The following is a 13110-nucleotide window of genomic DNA, read 5'->3' as shown; positions in this document are numbered from 1 at the left end:
GCCGCAGGGTGACCGCCATGACCGTTCAAACCCTGCCGCACGACCAGCCCATCGCAGCGCGCATCGACTGGCTGTTCGGCCTGGCCGAACGCCACGCCCAGGAGTACGCGAGTCCCGAAGCCTCGCTGGCCCGGCAACGCCACCTGGCCCGTCATCCGACGGCCATCCTGGTGCTCAAGTGCATGGACGGGCGCATCAACATCCCGGTGGCCACCCAGACGCCCAAGGGCATCATCCAGCCGTTTCGCAACCTGGGTGGTTTCTTCCAGCTTGGCTGGCCCCACCTGGGCGAGACCCTGGTGGCCAGCGTGGACAAGGTCATGCGCTCGGGCCGGCAGGCGCTGGTGCTCATCACCTACCACCACTCGCGTGGCGATGAGCGGCGCGGCTGCGCCGGATTTCACTACCGCACCGCAGACGCCCGGGCCCACACCTTCGACATCCAGCGCGAAGTGTCCACGCTGTTCGGCGCCGGACATGGCAGCGTGTACCCCCTGGTGTGCGGCTTCGAGACCGACGAAGACGCCCTCGTCGTGCACGGGCAAGACGGCCAGACGCTGAACATGGCCGATCTGGGCGCCCAGGACATCGACAGCCTGCCCCAGCGCCTGCAGCAGTTGCTGCCCGACATGCCCACCCAGATCCGGCACGACCTGCTGCCGCTGCTGATCGGCAATCTGGCCCACATCGCCGACATCCGCGGCCACACGCGCCGGCTGGACATCGAGCACCGCGAGTGGATGATCTGCGTCGGCCGCGGCTTCGACTGGCTGCACCTGCCCAATGTGGCGCTCATCATCGGCCCCTACAGCCCCGATCTCGCCGATCCGATCCGGCAGGCAGCCGGCATCATCCAGGCCAACATGCGCGCCGGGCGCATCCCGGACGACGGTTTTCTGCTTTTTTCGTCGGTGCCCTATGAAGACATCGGTGTGGACCGTGCCCGCGCGGTGCTCAAATCGCGCTTCATGGCCCGGTTTGCCGCCGACGTGGTGCGCGAATCCCATCCGGACCTGGCGGCACGGATGACGGTGCGCCAGACGGTGCTCAACTGGCACAGCCGGGCGGTGGAAGCCCTGGACCGCTAAAATCGCCGGTCCAGCCCCAACCCACCCACCGACGAACACCATGTCCTTCTTCGCCCGCCCGCACTACGCGTCTGACGCGACACAGTTCCTCGACAAGCTCAAGGCCGACAAGCCACAGCTGGAGCGGGAGCAGCGCGAGGGCCGTTCGCTGCTGTGGGACAAGCAGGTCGACCGCGACTTCCAGTCCCAGGCCACCGCCTCGACCGTGCCCCAGCAGCCCTACGTGTACCAGACCGGTTCCGACCACACCTGAGCGCCGATCGCGCCCGCGGGTCCCACCCATGAGCAACGAGGCCAGCACACTCGACGTCGCCCCCGAAGGGCTCGACGCGGTGATGCCCGCTGTGGTGGACCAGGTGGCGCTGGCCCGCCTGTACGGTGAACCGCTGTTCACCATGCCGCGCGACCTGTACATCCCGCCGGATGCGCTGCAGGTCTTCCTCGAAGCTTTCGAGGGCCCGCTGGACCTGCTGCTTTACCTGATACGCAAGCAGAACTTCAACATCCTCGACATCCCGATGGCCGCGGTGACGCGCCAGTACCTGAGCTACGTGGACGAGATCCGCGCCAGCAACCTGGAGCTGGCGGCCGAATACCTGCTGATGGCCGCGATGCTGATCGAGATCAAGTCACGCATGCTGCTACCGCCCAGAAAGACGGCCGAGGGCGAAGAAGCCGAAGACCCGCGCGCCGAGCTGGTGCGCCGCCTGCTTGAATACGAGCAGATGAAACTGGCCGGTCAGCGTCTGGCCGAGATGCCGCAATACGGCCGCGATTTCCTGCGTGCGCAGGTTTTTGTCGAGCAGGCGCTGGCGCCGCGTTTTCCGGACGTGGCTGTGCTCGACCTGCAAAGCGCCTGGCGCGACATCCTCAAACGCGCCAAGCTGGTCCAGCACCACAAGATCAGCCGCGAAGAGCTCTCGGTGCGCGAACACATGAGCATCGTGCTGCGCCGCCTGCAGGGCAAAAAGTTCGTCGAATTCGGCGAACTCTTTGACCCGTCCAGGGGCCAGCAGGTGCTGGTGGTGACCTTCATTGCCATGCTGGAGCTGGCCAAGGAAACCTTGATCGAATTGACCCAGGCCGAGGCATTTGCCCCGATTTACGTGCGCCTGGCCTACACCCCGAATCCATGACCACCCATTCCTTTGACGTCCTCATCATCGGCAGCGGCCTGGCCGGTCTCACGGCCGCCCTGCGCCTGGCGCCCACCCACCGCGTGGCGGTGGTGACCAAGCGCGGCATCTCCGACGGCTCCAGCAACTGGGCCCAGGGCGGCATCGCCGCCGTGCTGGCCGAAGGCGACAGCTACGCCTCGCACGTGGACGACACCCTGGTCGCAGGCGCCGGCCTCTGCGATCTCGAAGCCACCCGCTTCACGGTGGAAAACGCACCGGCCGCCATCGCCTGGCTGCAGGAACTGGGCGTTCCCTTCTCCACCGAGAACGGCGCCCTGCACCTCACCCGCGAGGGCGGCCACAGCCACCGCCGCATCGTGCACGCCACCGACGCCACGGGCGCGGCCGTGCAGACCACGCTGAGCCAGCTGGCCCGATCCACCTCCGGCATCACATTCTTCGAGAACCACATGCTGGTCGACCTGATCACCGACAGCAAACTGCCCGACCACAAGCCCGGCGCAGCCCCCATGCGCTGCCATGGGGCCTACGTGCTCGATGTGGACCGCGACGAGGTCGAAACCTTCAGCGCGCCACACACCATCCTGGCCACTGGCGGCGCGGGCAAGGTCTACCTCTACACCACCAACCCCGACACCGCCACCGGCGACGGCATCGCCGCCGCCTGGCGCGCCGGCTGCCGCGTGGGCAACATGGAATTCATCCAGTTCCACCCCACCTGCCTCTACCACCCACACGCAAAGAGCTTCCTCATCACCGAAGCCGTGCGCGGCGAAGGCGGACAGCTCAAACTGCCACCGCGGCTGGGCAGCCACCGCTTCATGCCCGACCACGATCCGCGCGCCGAACTGGCCCCGCGCGATGTGGTGGCCCGGGCCATCGACTTCGAGATGAAGAAACACGGTCTGGACTGCGTGCACCTGGACATCTCGCACCACAGCCCCGAGTTCCTGCAGGAACACTTCCCGAACATCCTGGCCCGCTGCGCCGAACTCGGCATCGACATCACGAAGGAGCCGATCCCGGTGGTGCCCGCCGCGCACTACACCTGTGGCGGCGTGGTCACCGACCTCGAAGGTCACACGGACCTCAGCGGCCTGTACGCCGTGGGCGAAACCACCTGCACCGGCCTGCACGGCGCCAACCGCCTGGCCAGCAACTCGCTGGTGGAATGCATGGTGTTCGCCCAGGCAGCCGTGGGCGCGATACGGGCGGCCGACGCACCGCAGCCTCCCGAACTGCCGCAGTGGGACGAAAGCCGCGTCACCGACGCCGACGAACAGGTGGTGATTTCACACAACTGGGACGAACTGCGCCGTTTCATGTGGGACTACGTCGGCATCGTGCGCACCGACAAACGTCTCGAACGCGCCGCCCATCGCATCACCCTGCTGCAGCGCGAAATCCACGAGTTCTATTCGCAGTTCCACGTCACGCGCGACCTGCTCGAACTGCGCAACCTGGTGCAGGTGGCCGACCTGATCGTCATGTCGGCCATGATGCGGCACGAAAGCCGCGGCCTGCACTTCAGCCGCGACTACCCGGACCTGCTGCCCGAAGCCAAGCCGACCATCCTGGTGCCTCCGGCACGGTGAAACGGCGCCCAAGGACCGCGAATCGCGCTCAAGTGCACCCATCTGGAGCTATGCAGGCGTTGCAGCCAGCGCCGGCGCGGTTCTCGCGCTAAAGTAGGGGGATGCCCACCACCGCCGATCCGGACACCGTGAAGTCGACCTCCGCACAGGCCCATCCCGCGGCCAGTGCGGCTGCGGCCAGCTTTGCTGTGTTGGTCGGCAAGCTGGACTACCTGAGCGCGCCCGAGATCGAAAGCGTGCGTCAGGCCTACCGGTTTGCCGACGAAGCCCACCTGGGCCAGATGCGCAAGAACGGTGACCCGTACATCACCCATCCGATCGCGGTGGCTGCCCAGTGCGCCGAATGGAAGCTCGATGCCCAGGCCCTGATGGCCGCGCTGATGCACGATGCCATCGAAGACTGCGGCGTCACCAAAGAGGACCTGGTGGAACGGTTTGGTGCTCCGGTGGCCGATCTGGTCGACGGACTGACCAAGCTCGAAAAGCTGGAGTTCGACACCCGCGAACAGAACCAGGCGGAGTCGTTCCGCAAGATGCTGCTGGCCATGGCCAAGGATGTGCGCGTCATCCTGATCAAGCTGGCCGACCGCACGCACAACATGCGCACCATGGGCGACATGCCGCGCAGCAAATGGAAGCGCATCAGCAGCGAAACGCTGGAGATCTACGCTCCGATCGCGCACCGCCTGGGCCTGAATTTCACCTACCGCGAACTGCAGGACCTGGCCTTCCGCTTCCTGCATCCGTGGCGTTACGAGATCCTGTCCAAGGCGCTGAACAAATCGCGCAACCGCCGCAAGGACCTGATCGCCCGGGTCCAGGGTGAAGTGGAGACCGCGTTCCGGAAGTTCGGGCTTTCCGTGCGCACCATGGGCCGCGAGAAAACGCTCTACTCCGTCTACCGCAAGATGGACAGCAAACACCTGTCGTTTTCTCAGGTGACCGACATCTACGGCTTTCGCATCGTCGTACCCGAACTCAGCGACTGCTACACCGGCATGGGTGTATTGCACCAGCTCTACAAACCGCTGCCTGGCAAGTTCCGCGACTACGTGGCCATCCCCAAGGTCAACGGCTACCAGTCGCTGCACACCACGCTGATCGGTCCGTTCGGCACCAACATCGAATTCCAGCTGCGCACCCACGCCATGGACGTGGTCGCCGAATCCGGTGTGGCCGCGCACTGGCTTTACAAGGCCAGCGAACCCAACAGCGACACCTCGCAACGCCTGGGCACGCAGTGGCTGCAGTCCTTGCTCGACATCCAGCAGGAAACCCACGACGCCAGCGAGTTCTGGGACCACATCAAGATCGACCTGTTCCCGGACGCGGTCTATGTGTTCACCCCCAAGAGCAAGATCATGGCACTGCCCCGGGGGGCGACGGTGATGGACTTCGCCTATGCGATCCACAGCGACGTCGGCAACAGGACCGTTGCGGCCCGGATCAACAGCGAACAGCGGCCGCTTCGCACAGAGTTGAACAACGGCGACATCGTCGAGATCATCACCAGCGAAACCGCCGAGCCCAACCCGGCCTGGCTCTCGTTCGTGAAGACCGGGCGCGCGCGCTCCAAGATCCGCCACCACCTCAAGACCCTGGCGCAGGATAAGTCGAACGAGCTGGGCGAGCGCATGCTGGGTCAGGCCCTGAGATCGGAAGGCATCGCCACCCTGCCAACCGAAGACGGCCCCTACAAAACCACCTGGGAAAAACTGCTGCGCTTCACCGGCAACAAGACACGCAGCGAGCTCCTGTCGGACATTGGAATGGGCAAGCGCATTGCCAGCATGGTGGGCAAGAAACTCGCGGTGCTGTTGTCTGAAACCGGCCTCAAGCCCGACGCCCTGCTGATCAGCACCGAACGCTACGCCAGCGGAGAGGACGAATCGGTCTCCCAGGGCGTGGTCAGCCTGGACGGCAGCGAAGGCCTGTCGGTGCAATACGCCTCGTGCTGCAAACCCATTCCAGGCGACCGCATCGTGGGCTATCTGGGGCGAGGCGAAGGTCTGACGGTGCACGCCGAGGACTGCCCCACGGGCAGGCGCCTGCTCTCGCGTGACAGCGAGCGTTTCCTGCAGGTGGAGTGGGCCGACGAACCGGTGCGCCCCTTCGAAACCATGGTGGTCGTCACCGTGACCAACGGCAAAGGCGTGCTGGCGCGCGTGGCTTCGGCCATCGCTGCGGTCGAAGCCGACATCACCCACGTGGATATGGGCGACGAACCGGCCCAGACAGCCACCGACATCCGCTTCTCGGTCTCGGTGCGCGACCGCCAGCACCTGGCCGACGTGATACGCAGCCTGAAGCGAACCACCTCGGTCCTCAAGGCCCAGCGTTTCAAGCCCGCCAAGCCCTGACAGCCTGACAGATTTTTCAAGGCGCCGTGGGCGCCACCGGGTAGTCCACCGACAGGATCTCAAGCTCCTGTGCACCGCCAGGGACCACCAGACGCACCACGTCGCCCACACGGGCCTTGAGCAGGGCCCGGGCCACCGGGGAAACCCAGCTGATCTGGCCTTGGGCGCTGTCGGCCTCATCGACACCCAGAATGGTGACGCTGGTTTCAGCGCCAGACCCGTCGGCATAGCAGACCGTGGCACCAAAAAACACCTGGTCACCCCCGTGGTGCATCGACGCGTCAACCACCTCGGCAATCTCCAGGCGCTGGGTCAGAAAGCGGATGCGGCGGTCGATCTCTCGCAAGCGCTTCTTGCCATAGAGGTAGTCGCCGTTTTCGGAGCGGTCGCCGTTGCTGGCCGCCCAGTGCACGATCTCCACGATCCTGGGGCGTTCGTCGTCGATCAGGGCGAAGAGTTCGCTGCGCAGGCGCTCGTAGCCGGCGCGCGTGATGTAGTTGATGCCTGAAGGTGCGGATGGTGGCGGTGCAACAGCACCATCTTCATCACCGTCGGCATCGGACTCGCGGGTGAAGGCCTTGCTCATGATTGCCGGGCTCCTGGACGATGGACGCGACAGAAACGAAAAAGCCTGCAGCTTTTGGCTGCAGGCTTTCCATTTGGTGCGGCTGGCAGGAATTGAACCCACGACCCCTTGGTTCGTAGCCAAGTACTCTATCCAGCTGAGCTACAGCCGCTAAGCTTTGAATTATAGCACGGGTTTTCTGGTAGGCCGTGTTGGACTTGAACCAACGACCAAAGGATTATGAGTCCTCTGCTCTAACCAACTGAGCTAACGGCCCGCAAGGCGACGATTGTAGGGGCAGCGACCGTGGCGCCAGCGGGCTTCAGCCCTGTTTGCCGTGGCTCAGGGCGTTGCTCACCAGCTTGGCCGTCACGTCGACGATCTGGATCATGCGGTCGTAGGGCATGCGCTGTGGTCCGATCACGCCCAGTGTGCCCACCACCTGGCCATCCACCTCGTAGGGTGCGGTGACCACCGACAGGGCTTCGAATGGCACCACCTGGCTCTCGCCACCGATGTAGATGCGCACCCCATCGGCCTGCGCCGATACGTCGAGCAGGCGGATGAGCTGGGTCTTCTGTTCGAACAGGTCGAACATCCGCCGCAGGTTGCCCATGTCGCTGGAAAATTCGCTCACCGAAAGCAGGTTCCGCTCACCGGATACCACCACCTCGTCCTGTTCACCCGTGGCGTCCTCGCCGATGTTCACTGCGGCCTGCATGAGCGAGGCGATCTCGCCCCGCAGCGCATCCACCTCCACCTTCAGGCGCGACCGCACTTCCTCCATCGTCAGCCCCGAGTAGTGGGCATTGAGGAAGTTGGCCGCTTCCTGCAACTGGGTCTGGCTGAAGTTCACTTGGGTGTGGATGATGCGGTTCTGCACATCGCCATCGGGCGACACCAGGATCACCAGCACACGGCGCTCGGACAGGCTCAGGAATTCGATGTGCCGGAACACCGAGGCGCGTCGTGGCGCCATCACGACGCCCACAAAGTGCGACAGGCTGGACAACATCTGGGCGGCGTTGCTGATGACGCGCTGGGGCTGCCCCGCTTCGATGCCGTGCGTCCCCATGTCGCCCACCGCGGAGAACCCTTCCCGCCGCACCGTGAGCATCGTGTCCACAAACAGCCGGTAGCCCCGCGCCGTGGGAATGCGGCCCGCCGAGGTGTGCGGACTCGCGATGAGACCCAGTTCTTCCAGGTCGCTCATGACGTTGCGGATGGTGGCCGGCGAAAGCTCCAGCCCCGCTGCCTTCGCCAGCGTTCGCGAACCCACGGGCTGCCCGTCGGCGATGTATCGCTCGACAAGAGCCTTGAGCAACAGTTTGGCGCGGTCATCCAGCATGGCAGCCATTCTAAGGAGGCGCAGCGCCCGAACACGGAACGGTGGGTTTTGTACACAACAACTGTATTCACTGGCACACGAATTGCTGAGCAGATCGAAAGGCCATTCGTGCCAGCGGTTCGTGCACCAAGGGCGTCCAGACGCCCACCCTTGGTGCAGCGAGCGGCCACGGATCCGTCGAGGCAGCGAAGTGCCCCCGTGACGCTCCGCTATCGCCGGCCGGATGGCTTTTGTCGTGTCCCCACCCTGTTGTTCATCTGGAGAAAATTCATGAAGTCTGCTTTCAAACCTCTGGCCCTCGGCTCTGCCGTTTTCCTGACCGCACTCGGTGCGCAGGCCCAGAGTTCCGTTTCGGTCTACGGCCTGCTCGACCTCAGCATGGGCTCGACCAAGGCCCCGGGTGGCGCATCGGTCAAGTCTGTTGACAGCGGAAAAATGACCACCAGCTATTTCGGCTTTGGCGGCAAGGAAGATCTGGGCGGCGGCCTGTCGGCGGTATTCAAGCTGGAGAGCTTCATGCGCGCCAACACCGGCGCCCAGGGACGGTTCGACGGAGACCCCGCCTTCTCACGTTCGGCCAACGTCGGTCTGTCCCACCAGGACTACGGCACGTTGACCTTCGGGCGCAACACCACCGCGCTGTTCGTTTCCACACTCATGTACAACGCCTTTGGCGACTCCTTCGGCTACTCCCCCAGCATCCGCCACTACTTCACCAGCGGCACCACCACCGGTGACACCGGCTGGAGCGACTCCTTCGCCTACGCCAGCCCGACGTTCGGCGGCGTGCGTTTTGGTGTCTCGGGTGCGAACAAGAACAGCGGCTCCACCGTCAGCAACGGCGGCAACTGGAGTGCCAACGTGGGTTACGGCGCTGGCCCCGTGTCGGCATCGCTGGTCGTGCAGCGCGTGAAGAAAGACGGCGCCAGCCCGGTGGCCGACACCCGCACCACCCAGCTCGGCGGTTCTTACGACTTCGGCGTGGTCAAGGCCTTCGCCCAGTACGGCGAAGTCGAAAACCTGAGCACCCCCAACACCTACAAGATCAGCGGTCTGGGCGCACGCTTCCCCATCGGCACAGGGGCCCTGCTGGCGCAATGGGGCCAGATCAGCCCCGAGACCGGCGCGGATCGCAAAACCCTGTCGTTCGGCTATGTGCACTCGCTGTCCAAGCGGACCGAGGTGTACGCCGTGGGCATGAGCGACAAGGTGGAAGGCCTGTCCAGCGGCTCGGGTTACTCCCTGGGTATCCGTCACCGCTTCTGATGCGATCGGGGCGTTGGGCAACCCCTCTGGAACAGGGCTGTCCGGGCTGGCATGCGCCGTCCGGACAGTTCCAGTTTGTCGGTCGCGCACCGGAACGCACCCCCACGTGCAGTGCGGCTGAATCACAAGGGTTTTCAGGCGGGTCGGTGCCTTGCGGCTATGTTGTAATTTGGGCATGAGTCTGCCGCCCGACACCCGCTCCGCACCCGCCCCTGCCGTGCGAACCCTGCGTTTTTCGCATGTGGCCATCATCGGCAAATACCAGGCCCCGGGCTCGCGCGACGTGGTGGACGAAGTCGCCCATTTCCTGCACGACGAAGGCTGTGACGTTTCCCTGGAACGTGAAACCGCGCTGAACACCGGCCTGCTGCAATACCCTGCCCTGGACGTGCCCGACATCGGCCACGCCTGTGATCTGGCGCTGGTGGTCGGTGGCGACGGCACCATGCTGGGCATCGGACGTCAGCTTGCGCGCTATGGCGTGCCGCTCGTGGGCATCAACCAGGGACGCCTGGGTTTCATCACCGACATTCCCTTTGGCAGCTACCGGGACAAGCTGCGTGCCATCCTGCATGGCGAGTTCGAAGAAGACCCGCGCGCGCTGATCGCGGCCAGGGTCTGGCGCGATGGCCAATGCGTGTTCGAGGCCACCGCGCTCAACGACGTGGTGGTCAACCGCGGTGGTGTGGCCAGCATGATCGAGCTGCGCGTGGAGGTGGACGGCCATTTCGTGGCCAACCAGCGCGCCGACGGCCTGATCATCGCCACCTCGACAGGCTCCACCGCCTATTCGCTGTCGGCCGGCGGGCCGCTGCTGCACCCGGCCATTGGCGGCTGGGTGATGGTGCCGATCGCGCCGCACACGTTGTCCAACCGCCCCATCGTGCTGCCGGCCCAATGCGAAATCGCGGTCGAGATCGTGTCGGGCAAAGACGCCAGTGCCAATTTCGACATGCAATCCCTCACCAGTCTGCTGCACGGGGACCGCATCGTGGTGCGGCGCTCCGAGCACACGCTGCGCCTGCTGCACCCGGTGGGCTGGAGTTACTTCGACACGCTGCGCAAGAAGCTGCACTGGAACGAAGGCGGCTGAATACCGGTCAAAATACGACCGCTTCATCCACCGTTGCTCCTCTCCCTTTCACGCCCATGAGCCTCAGACGCATCGTTTTGCGCGACTTCGTCATCGTGCAGTCGCTCGACCTCGAACTCGAATCGAGTTTCAGCGTGCTCACGGGCGAGACCGGCGCCGGCAAGTCCATCCTGATCGACGCCCTGCAGCTGGCACTGGGTGCGCGGGCCGACAGCGGCGTGGTGCGCGAAGGCGCTGCGCGGTGCGAGATTGCCGCTGAATTTGATCTGCCGCCCCATCTGGCGCCCTGGCTGGAAGAACAAGGTTTCACTCGCGAAGACAGCCTGCTGGTGCGGCGCACCGTGGATGCCGATGGCCGCAGCCGCGCCTGGATCAACGGCAGCGCCGCCACCATGGCGCAACTCAAGGCCCTGGCCAGCGACCTCGTGGACATCCATGGGCAGCACGCCTGGCAAAGCCTGACCCGGTCCGATGCGGTGCGGGCCCTGCTCGACGGCTTTGCCGGCATCGACACCACAGCCGCCACCCAGGCGTGGACCCAGTGGCGGTTGCGCCGCAAGGCACTGGAAACGGCCACCGAACGCCAGAGCACCCTGCACCAGGAAAGCGAACGGCTGGCCTGGCAGATTGCCGAGCTCGACAAGCTCCAGCCCGCCGACGGTGAATGGGAAGAACTCAACAGCCAGCACAGCCGGCTGGCCAATGCCCAGGCCTTGCTGGACGCGGCCAACGCGGCCACGCTGGCGCTGGAAGAGGAAGAGTCCAGTGCCGCAGCGCTGATCCACCGTGCGCTTTCAGCCTTGCAGGCCCAGGCCGGCATCGAACCTCAATTCAACGAGCCGGTGCAAGCGCTGGAAGCGGCCCTCGCCCAGGTGCAGGACACCGTGCACAGCCTGCACCAGTACAGCCGGCGCACCGACCTCGACCCCGCCAGCCTGGCTGCGCTGGACGAGCGGATGGGTCTCTGGATGTCGCTCGCCCGGCGCTACCGTCGGGCCCCCGAGGAGCTGGCAGCGCTGCATGCGCAGTGGAAGTCGGAGCTCGCCGGCGTGGATCAGGCGCTGGATCTGGCCGCCCTGAACGCGGCCGAGCGCGAGGCCTGGCAGGCTTTCGCCGCCGAACTGCAGACCCTGAGCAAACGGCGCCAGCAAGCCGCACCCAAACTCTCCAAAGCGGTCACCGAAACCATGCAGACCCTGGGTTTGCAGGGCGGCCGCTTTGAGGTGGCGCTGCAGAAGCTCGCCGAACCCCAGGCCCACGGCTGGGAACAGGTGGAGTTTCTGGTGGCGGGCCACGCTGGCGTGAGCCCGCGCCCGGTGGGCAAGGTGGCGTCGGGTGGCGAGCTCTCGCGCATCGCGCTCGCCATCTCGGTCGTCACCAGCCAGCTGGGCCAGGCGCCCACGCTGATCTTTGACGAGGTGGACTCGGGCATCGGTGGCGCCGTCGCCCACACCGTGGGCCAGTTGCTACGCCAGCTGGGCCAGGACCGCCAGGTGCTCGCCGTGACCCACCTGCCCCAGGTCGCCGCCTGCGCCGACCACCACCTGCTGGTGAGCAAACAGCTGCAGGGCCCGCAGACCCTGAGCACGGTTGCCCCCATCACACGCGATCACCGGGTCGTCGAGCTCGCCCGCATGCTCGGCGGCAACGAACGCTCCGAAGTTTCGCTTGCCCACGCCCGCGAGCTGCTCACGCCATGAACGCCACCGTTCTCCCGCCTGCCGCCGGCGACAGCGAAGTGCCCCCCGCGATCGAGCTGGTGCTGATCACCGGCATGTCGGGCTCGGGCAAGTCGATCGCGCTGACCGCACTGGAGGATCTCGGTTTCTATTGCGTGGACAATCTCCCACCGGAACTGCTGACCTCGTTCATCGCCCTGGAGCAGAGTCATCGCGCCAGCAAAGTGGCCATCGCCATGGATGTGCGCAGTGCAGCCTCCCTGCCGGGTCTGCCCGAACGGCTTGAGCAGGTCAGGAACCAGCCTGGACAGAACATCCATTTGCGCACCGTGTTCCTGGAAGCGACCACCGACACCCTCGTGAGGCGCTTCTCCGAAACGCGGCGACTGCATCCGCTTTCGCTCAAACAAGCCGACGACCAGCACCGCGCGCTCACCGACGCCATCGAACACGAACGAGAGTTGCTGTCGGAGCTGCGTGAAACTGCGCTGGTGCTTGACACCAGCCTCATCCGGCCAGCCCAGCTGCGCAGCCACATCAAGGACCTGCTGGGTACCGGACAAGCCCCGCTCACCCTGGTGTTCGAGTCCTTTGCCTTCAAGCGTGGCGTGCCGATGGACGCCGACTTCGTCTTCGACGTGCGCATGCTGCCCAACCCGCACTACGAGCCCGCACTCAAACCCCTGACCGGGTGCGACGAACCGGTGGCCCGCTACCTGGCCGAACAGGCCGAGGTGCAGGCCATGGAGCAGCAGATCGGCGCATTCCTGCGCCATTGGCTGCCCCAGATGCTGAGAGACCACCGCAGCTATGTCACCGTGGCCATCGGCTGCACCGGCGGGCAGCACCGCTCGGTCTACCTGGTCGAGCGCCTGGCACAGGCTTTTGCGGCCGACTGGGCCACCCGGCTGCGGCACCGTGAAATCGATGGCTGGCCAGCCTCTGCGCGATCCGCCATGCCGTGATCCAGGGCGCAA

General features: G+C 65.4%; 11 protein-coding genes and 2 tRNA genes. 9 read left to right on the top strand and 4 right to left on the bottom strand.

Annotated features, from left to right (window positions below; translation table 11 throughout):
- Nucleotides 1-17 precede the first annotated feature (17 nt).
- The 5 genes from AC23D4_RS20700 to AC23D4_RS20680 all read left to right on the top strand — a co-directional run bounded on the left by AC23D4_RS20700 (nucleotide 18) and on the right by AC23D4_RS20680 (nucleotide 6182).
- Nucleotides 18-1088, top strand: a complete 1071-nt coding sequence (locus tag AC23D4_RS20700) for a hypothetical protein (RefSeq protein WP_472887500.1) — start codon at nucleotides 18-20, stop codon at nucleotides 1086-1088.
- Nucleotides 1089-1128: 40 nt separating this feature from the next.
- Complete coding sequence (locus AC23D4_RS20695) at nucleotides 1129-1341, top strand: DUF3460 family protein (RefSeq protein ID WP_472887499.1); 213 nt, start codon at nucleotides 1129-1131, stop codon at nucleotides 1339-1341.
- 28 nt (nucleotides 1342-1369) lie between these two features.
- Nucleotides 1370-2224: a segregation and condensation protein A gene (locus tag AC23D4_RS20690; protein ID WP_472887498.1), complete on the top strand. Its 855-nt coding sequence runs from the start codon at nucleotides 1370-1372 to the stop codon at nucleotides 2222-2224.
- Nucleotides 2221-3822, top strand: a complete 1602-nt coding sequence (gene nadB, locus AC23D4_RS20685; protein ID WP_472887497.1) for an L-aspartate oxidase — start codon at nucleotides 2221-2223, stop codon at nucleotides 3820-3822. The genes AC23D4_RS20690 and nadB overlap by 4 nt, the downstream gene beginning before the upstream one ends.
- 101 nt (nucleotides 3823-3923) lie before the next feature.
- Nucleotides 3924-6182, top strand: coding sequence for a RelA/SpoT family protein (locus AC23D4_RS20680; protein ID WP_472887496.1), 2259 nt, complete (start codon nucleotides 3924-3926; stop codon nucleotides 6180-6182).
- 16 nt (nucleotides 6183-6198) lie between these two features.
- Here AC23D4_RS20680 and greB read toward each other — a convergent pair whose 3' ends face one another.
- The 4 genes from greB to hrcA all read right to left on the bottom strand — a co-directional run bounded on the left by greB (nucleotide 6199) and on the right by hrcA (nucleotide 8095).
- Nucleotides 6199-6768 carry a transcription elongation factor GreB gene (gene greB, locus AC23D4_RS20675; RefSeq protein ID WP_472887495.1) on the bottom strand — a complete coding sequence of 190 codons (570 nt, stop codon included), beginning with the start codon at nucleotides 6766-6768 and terminating at the stop codon, nucleotides 6199-6201.
- A gap of 74 nt (nucleotides 6769-6842) precedes the next feature.
- Nucleotides 6843-6919 (bottom strand) — tRNA-Arg (locus tag AC23D4_RS20670).
- A gap of 28 nt (nucleotides 6920-6947) precedes the next feature.
- A tRNA-Ile gene (locus AC23D4_RS20665) sits at nucleotides 6948-7024 on the bottom strand.
- Between the two features lie 45 nt (nucleotides 7025-7069).
- On the bottom strand, nucleotides 7070-8095 hold the full coding sequence (gene hrcA / locus AC23D4_RS20660) for a heat-inducible transcriptional repressor HrcA (protein WP_472887494.1): 1026 nt from the start codon (nucleotides 8093-8095) through the stop codon (nucleotides 7070-7072).
- A gap of 270 nt (nucleotides 8096-8365) precedes the next feature.
- Here hrcA and AC23D4_RS20655 point away from each other — a divergent pair, with 270 nt between their 5' ends.
- The 4 genes from AC23D4_RS20655 (at nucleotide 8366) to rapZ (ending at nucleotide 13098) form a co-directional block, all read left to right on the top strand.
- Nucleotides 8366-9361: a porin gene (locus tag AC23D4_RS20655; RefSeq protein WP_472887493.1), complete on the top strand. Its 996-nt coding sequence runs from the start codon at nucleotides 8366-8368 to the stop codon at nucleotides 9359-9361.
- A 175-nt stretch (nucleotides 9362-9536) separates the two neighbouring features.
- Nucleotides 9537-10454, top strand: coding sequence for an NAD kinase (locus AC23D4_RS20650; protein WP_472887492.1), 918 nt, complete (start codon nucleotides 9537-9539; stop codon nucleotides 10452-10454).
- Between the two features lie 56 nt (nucleotides 10455-10510).
- Nucleotides 10511-12154 (top strand): DNA repair protein RecN, encoded by a 1644-nt coding sequence (gene recN, locus AC23D4_RS20645; protein WP_472887491.1) that lies wholly within the window; start codon nucleotides 10511-10513, stop codon nucleotides 12152-12154.
- Entirely contained in the window at nucleotides 12151-13098 is a 948-nt protein-coding gene (rapZ, locus tag AC23D4_RS20640; protein ID WP_472887490.1) for an RNase adapter RapZ, read from the top strand. The genes recN and rapZ overlap by 4 nt, the downstream gene beginning before the upstream one ends.
- Nucleotides 13099-13110: the final 12 nt, after the last annotated feature.

The sequence above is a fragment of the Hydrogenophaga sp. L76 genome (genome assembly GCF_057654755.1).
Note: the sequence above shows the minus strand (reverse complement) of the source record. Positions and strands in the feature narration are given on the sequence as shown.

What these genes read in the sequence shown, in the direction of transcription:
- AC23D4_RS20700 (WP_472887500.1), top strand. Translation starts at nt 18, where the DNA reads ATGACCGTTCAAACCCTGCCGCACGACCAGCCCATCGCAGCGCGCATC.
- AC23D4_RS20695 (WP_472887499.1), top strand. Translation starts at nt 1,129, where the DNA reads ATGTCCTTCTTCGCCCGCCCGCACTACGCGTCTGACGCGACACAGTTC.
- AC23D4_RS20690 (WP_472887498.1), top strand. Translation starts at nt 1,370, where the DNA reads ATGAGCAACGAGGCCAGCACACTCGACGTCGCCCCCGAAGGGCTCGAC.
- nadB (WP_472887497.1), top strand. Translation starts at nt 2,221, where the DNA reads ATGACCACCCATTCCTTTGACGTCCTCATCATCGGCAGCGGCCTGGCC.
- AC23D4_RS20680 (WP_472887496.1), top strand. Translation starts at nt 3,924, where the DNA reads ATGCCCACCACCGCCGATCCGGACACCGTGAAGTCGACCTCCGCACAG.
- greB (WP_472887495.1), bottom strand. Translation starts at nt 6,768, where the DNA reads ATGAGCAAGGCCTTCACCCGCGAGTCCGATGCCGACGGTGATGAAGAT.
- hrcA (WP_472887494.1), bottom strand. Translation starts at nt 8,095, where the DNA reads ATGCTGGATGACCGCGCCAAACTGTTGCTCAAGGCTCTTGTCGAGCGA.
- AC23D4_RS20655 (WP_472887493.1), top strand. Translation starts at nt 8,366, where the DNA reads ATGAAGTCTGCTTTCAAACCTCTGGCCCTCGGCTCTGCCGTTTTCCTG.
- AC23D4_RS20650 (WP_472887492.1), top strand. Translation starts at nt 9,537, where the DNA reads ATGAGTCTGCCGCCCGACACCCGCTCCGCACCCGCCCCTGCCGTGCGA.
- recN (WP_472887491.1), top strand. Translation starts at nt 10,511, where the DNA reads ATGAGCCTCAGACGCATCGTTTTGCGCGACTTCGTCATCGTGCAGTCG.
- rapZ (WP_472887490.1), top strand. Translation starts at nt 12,151, where the DNA reads ATGAACGCCACCGTTCTCCCGCCTGCCGCCGGCGACAGCGAAGTGCCC.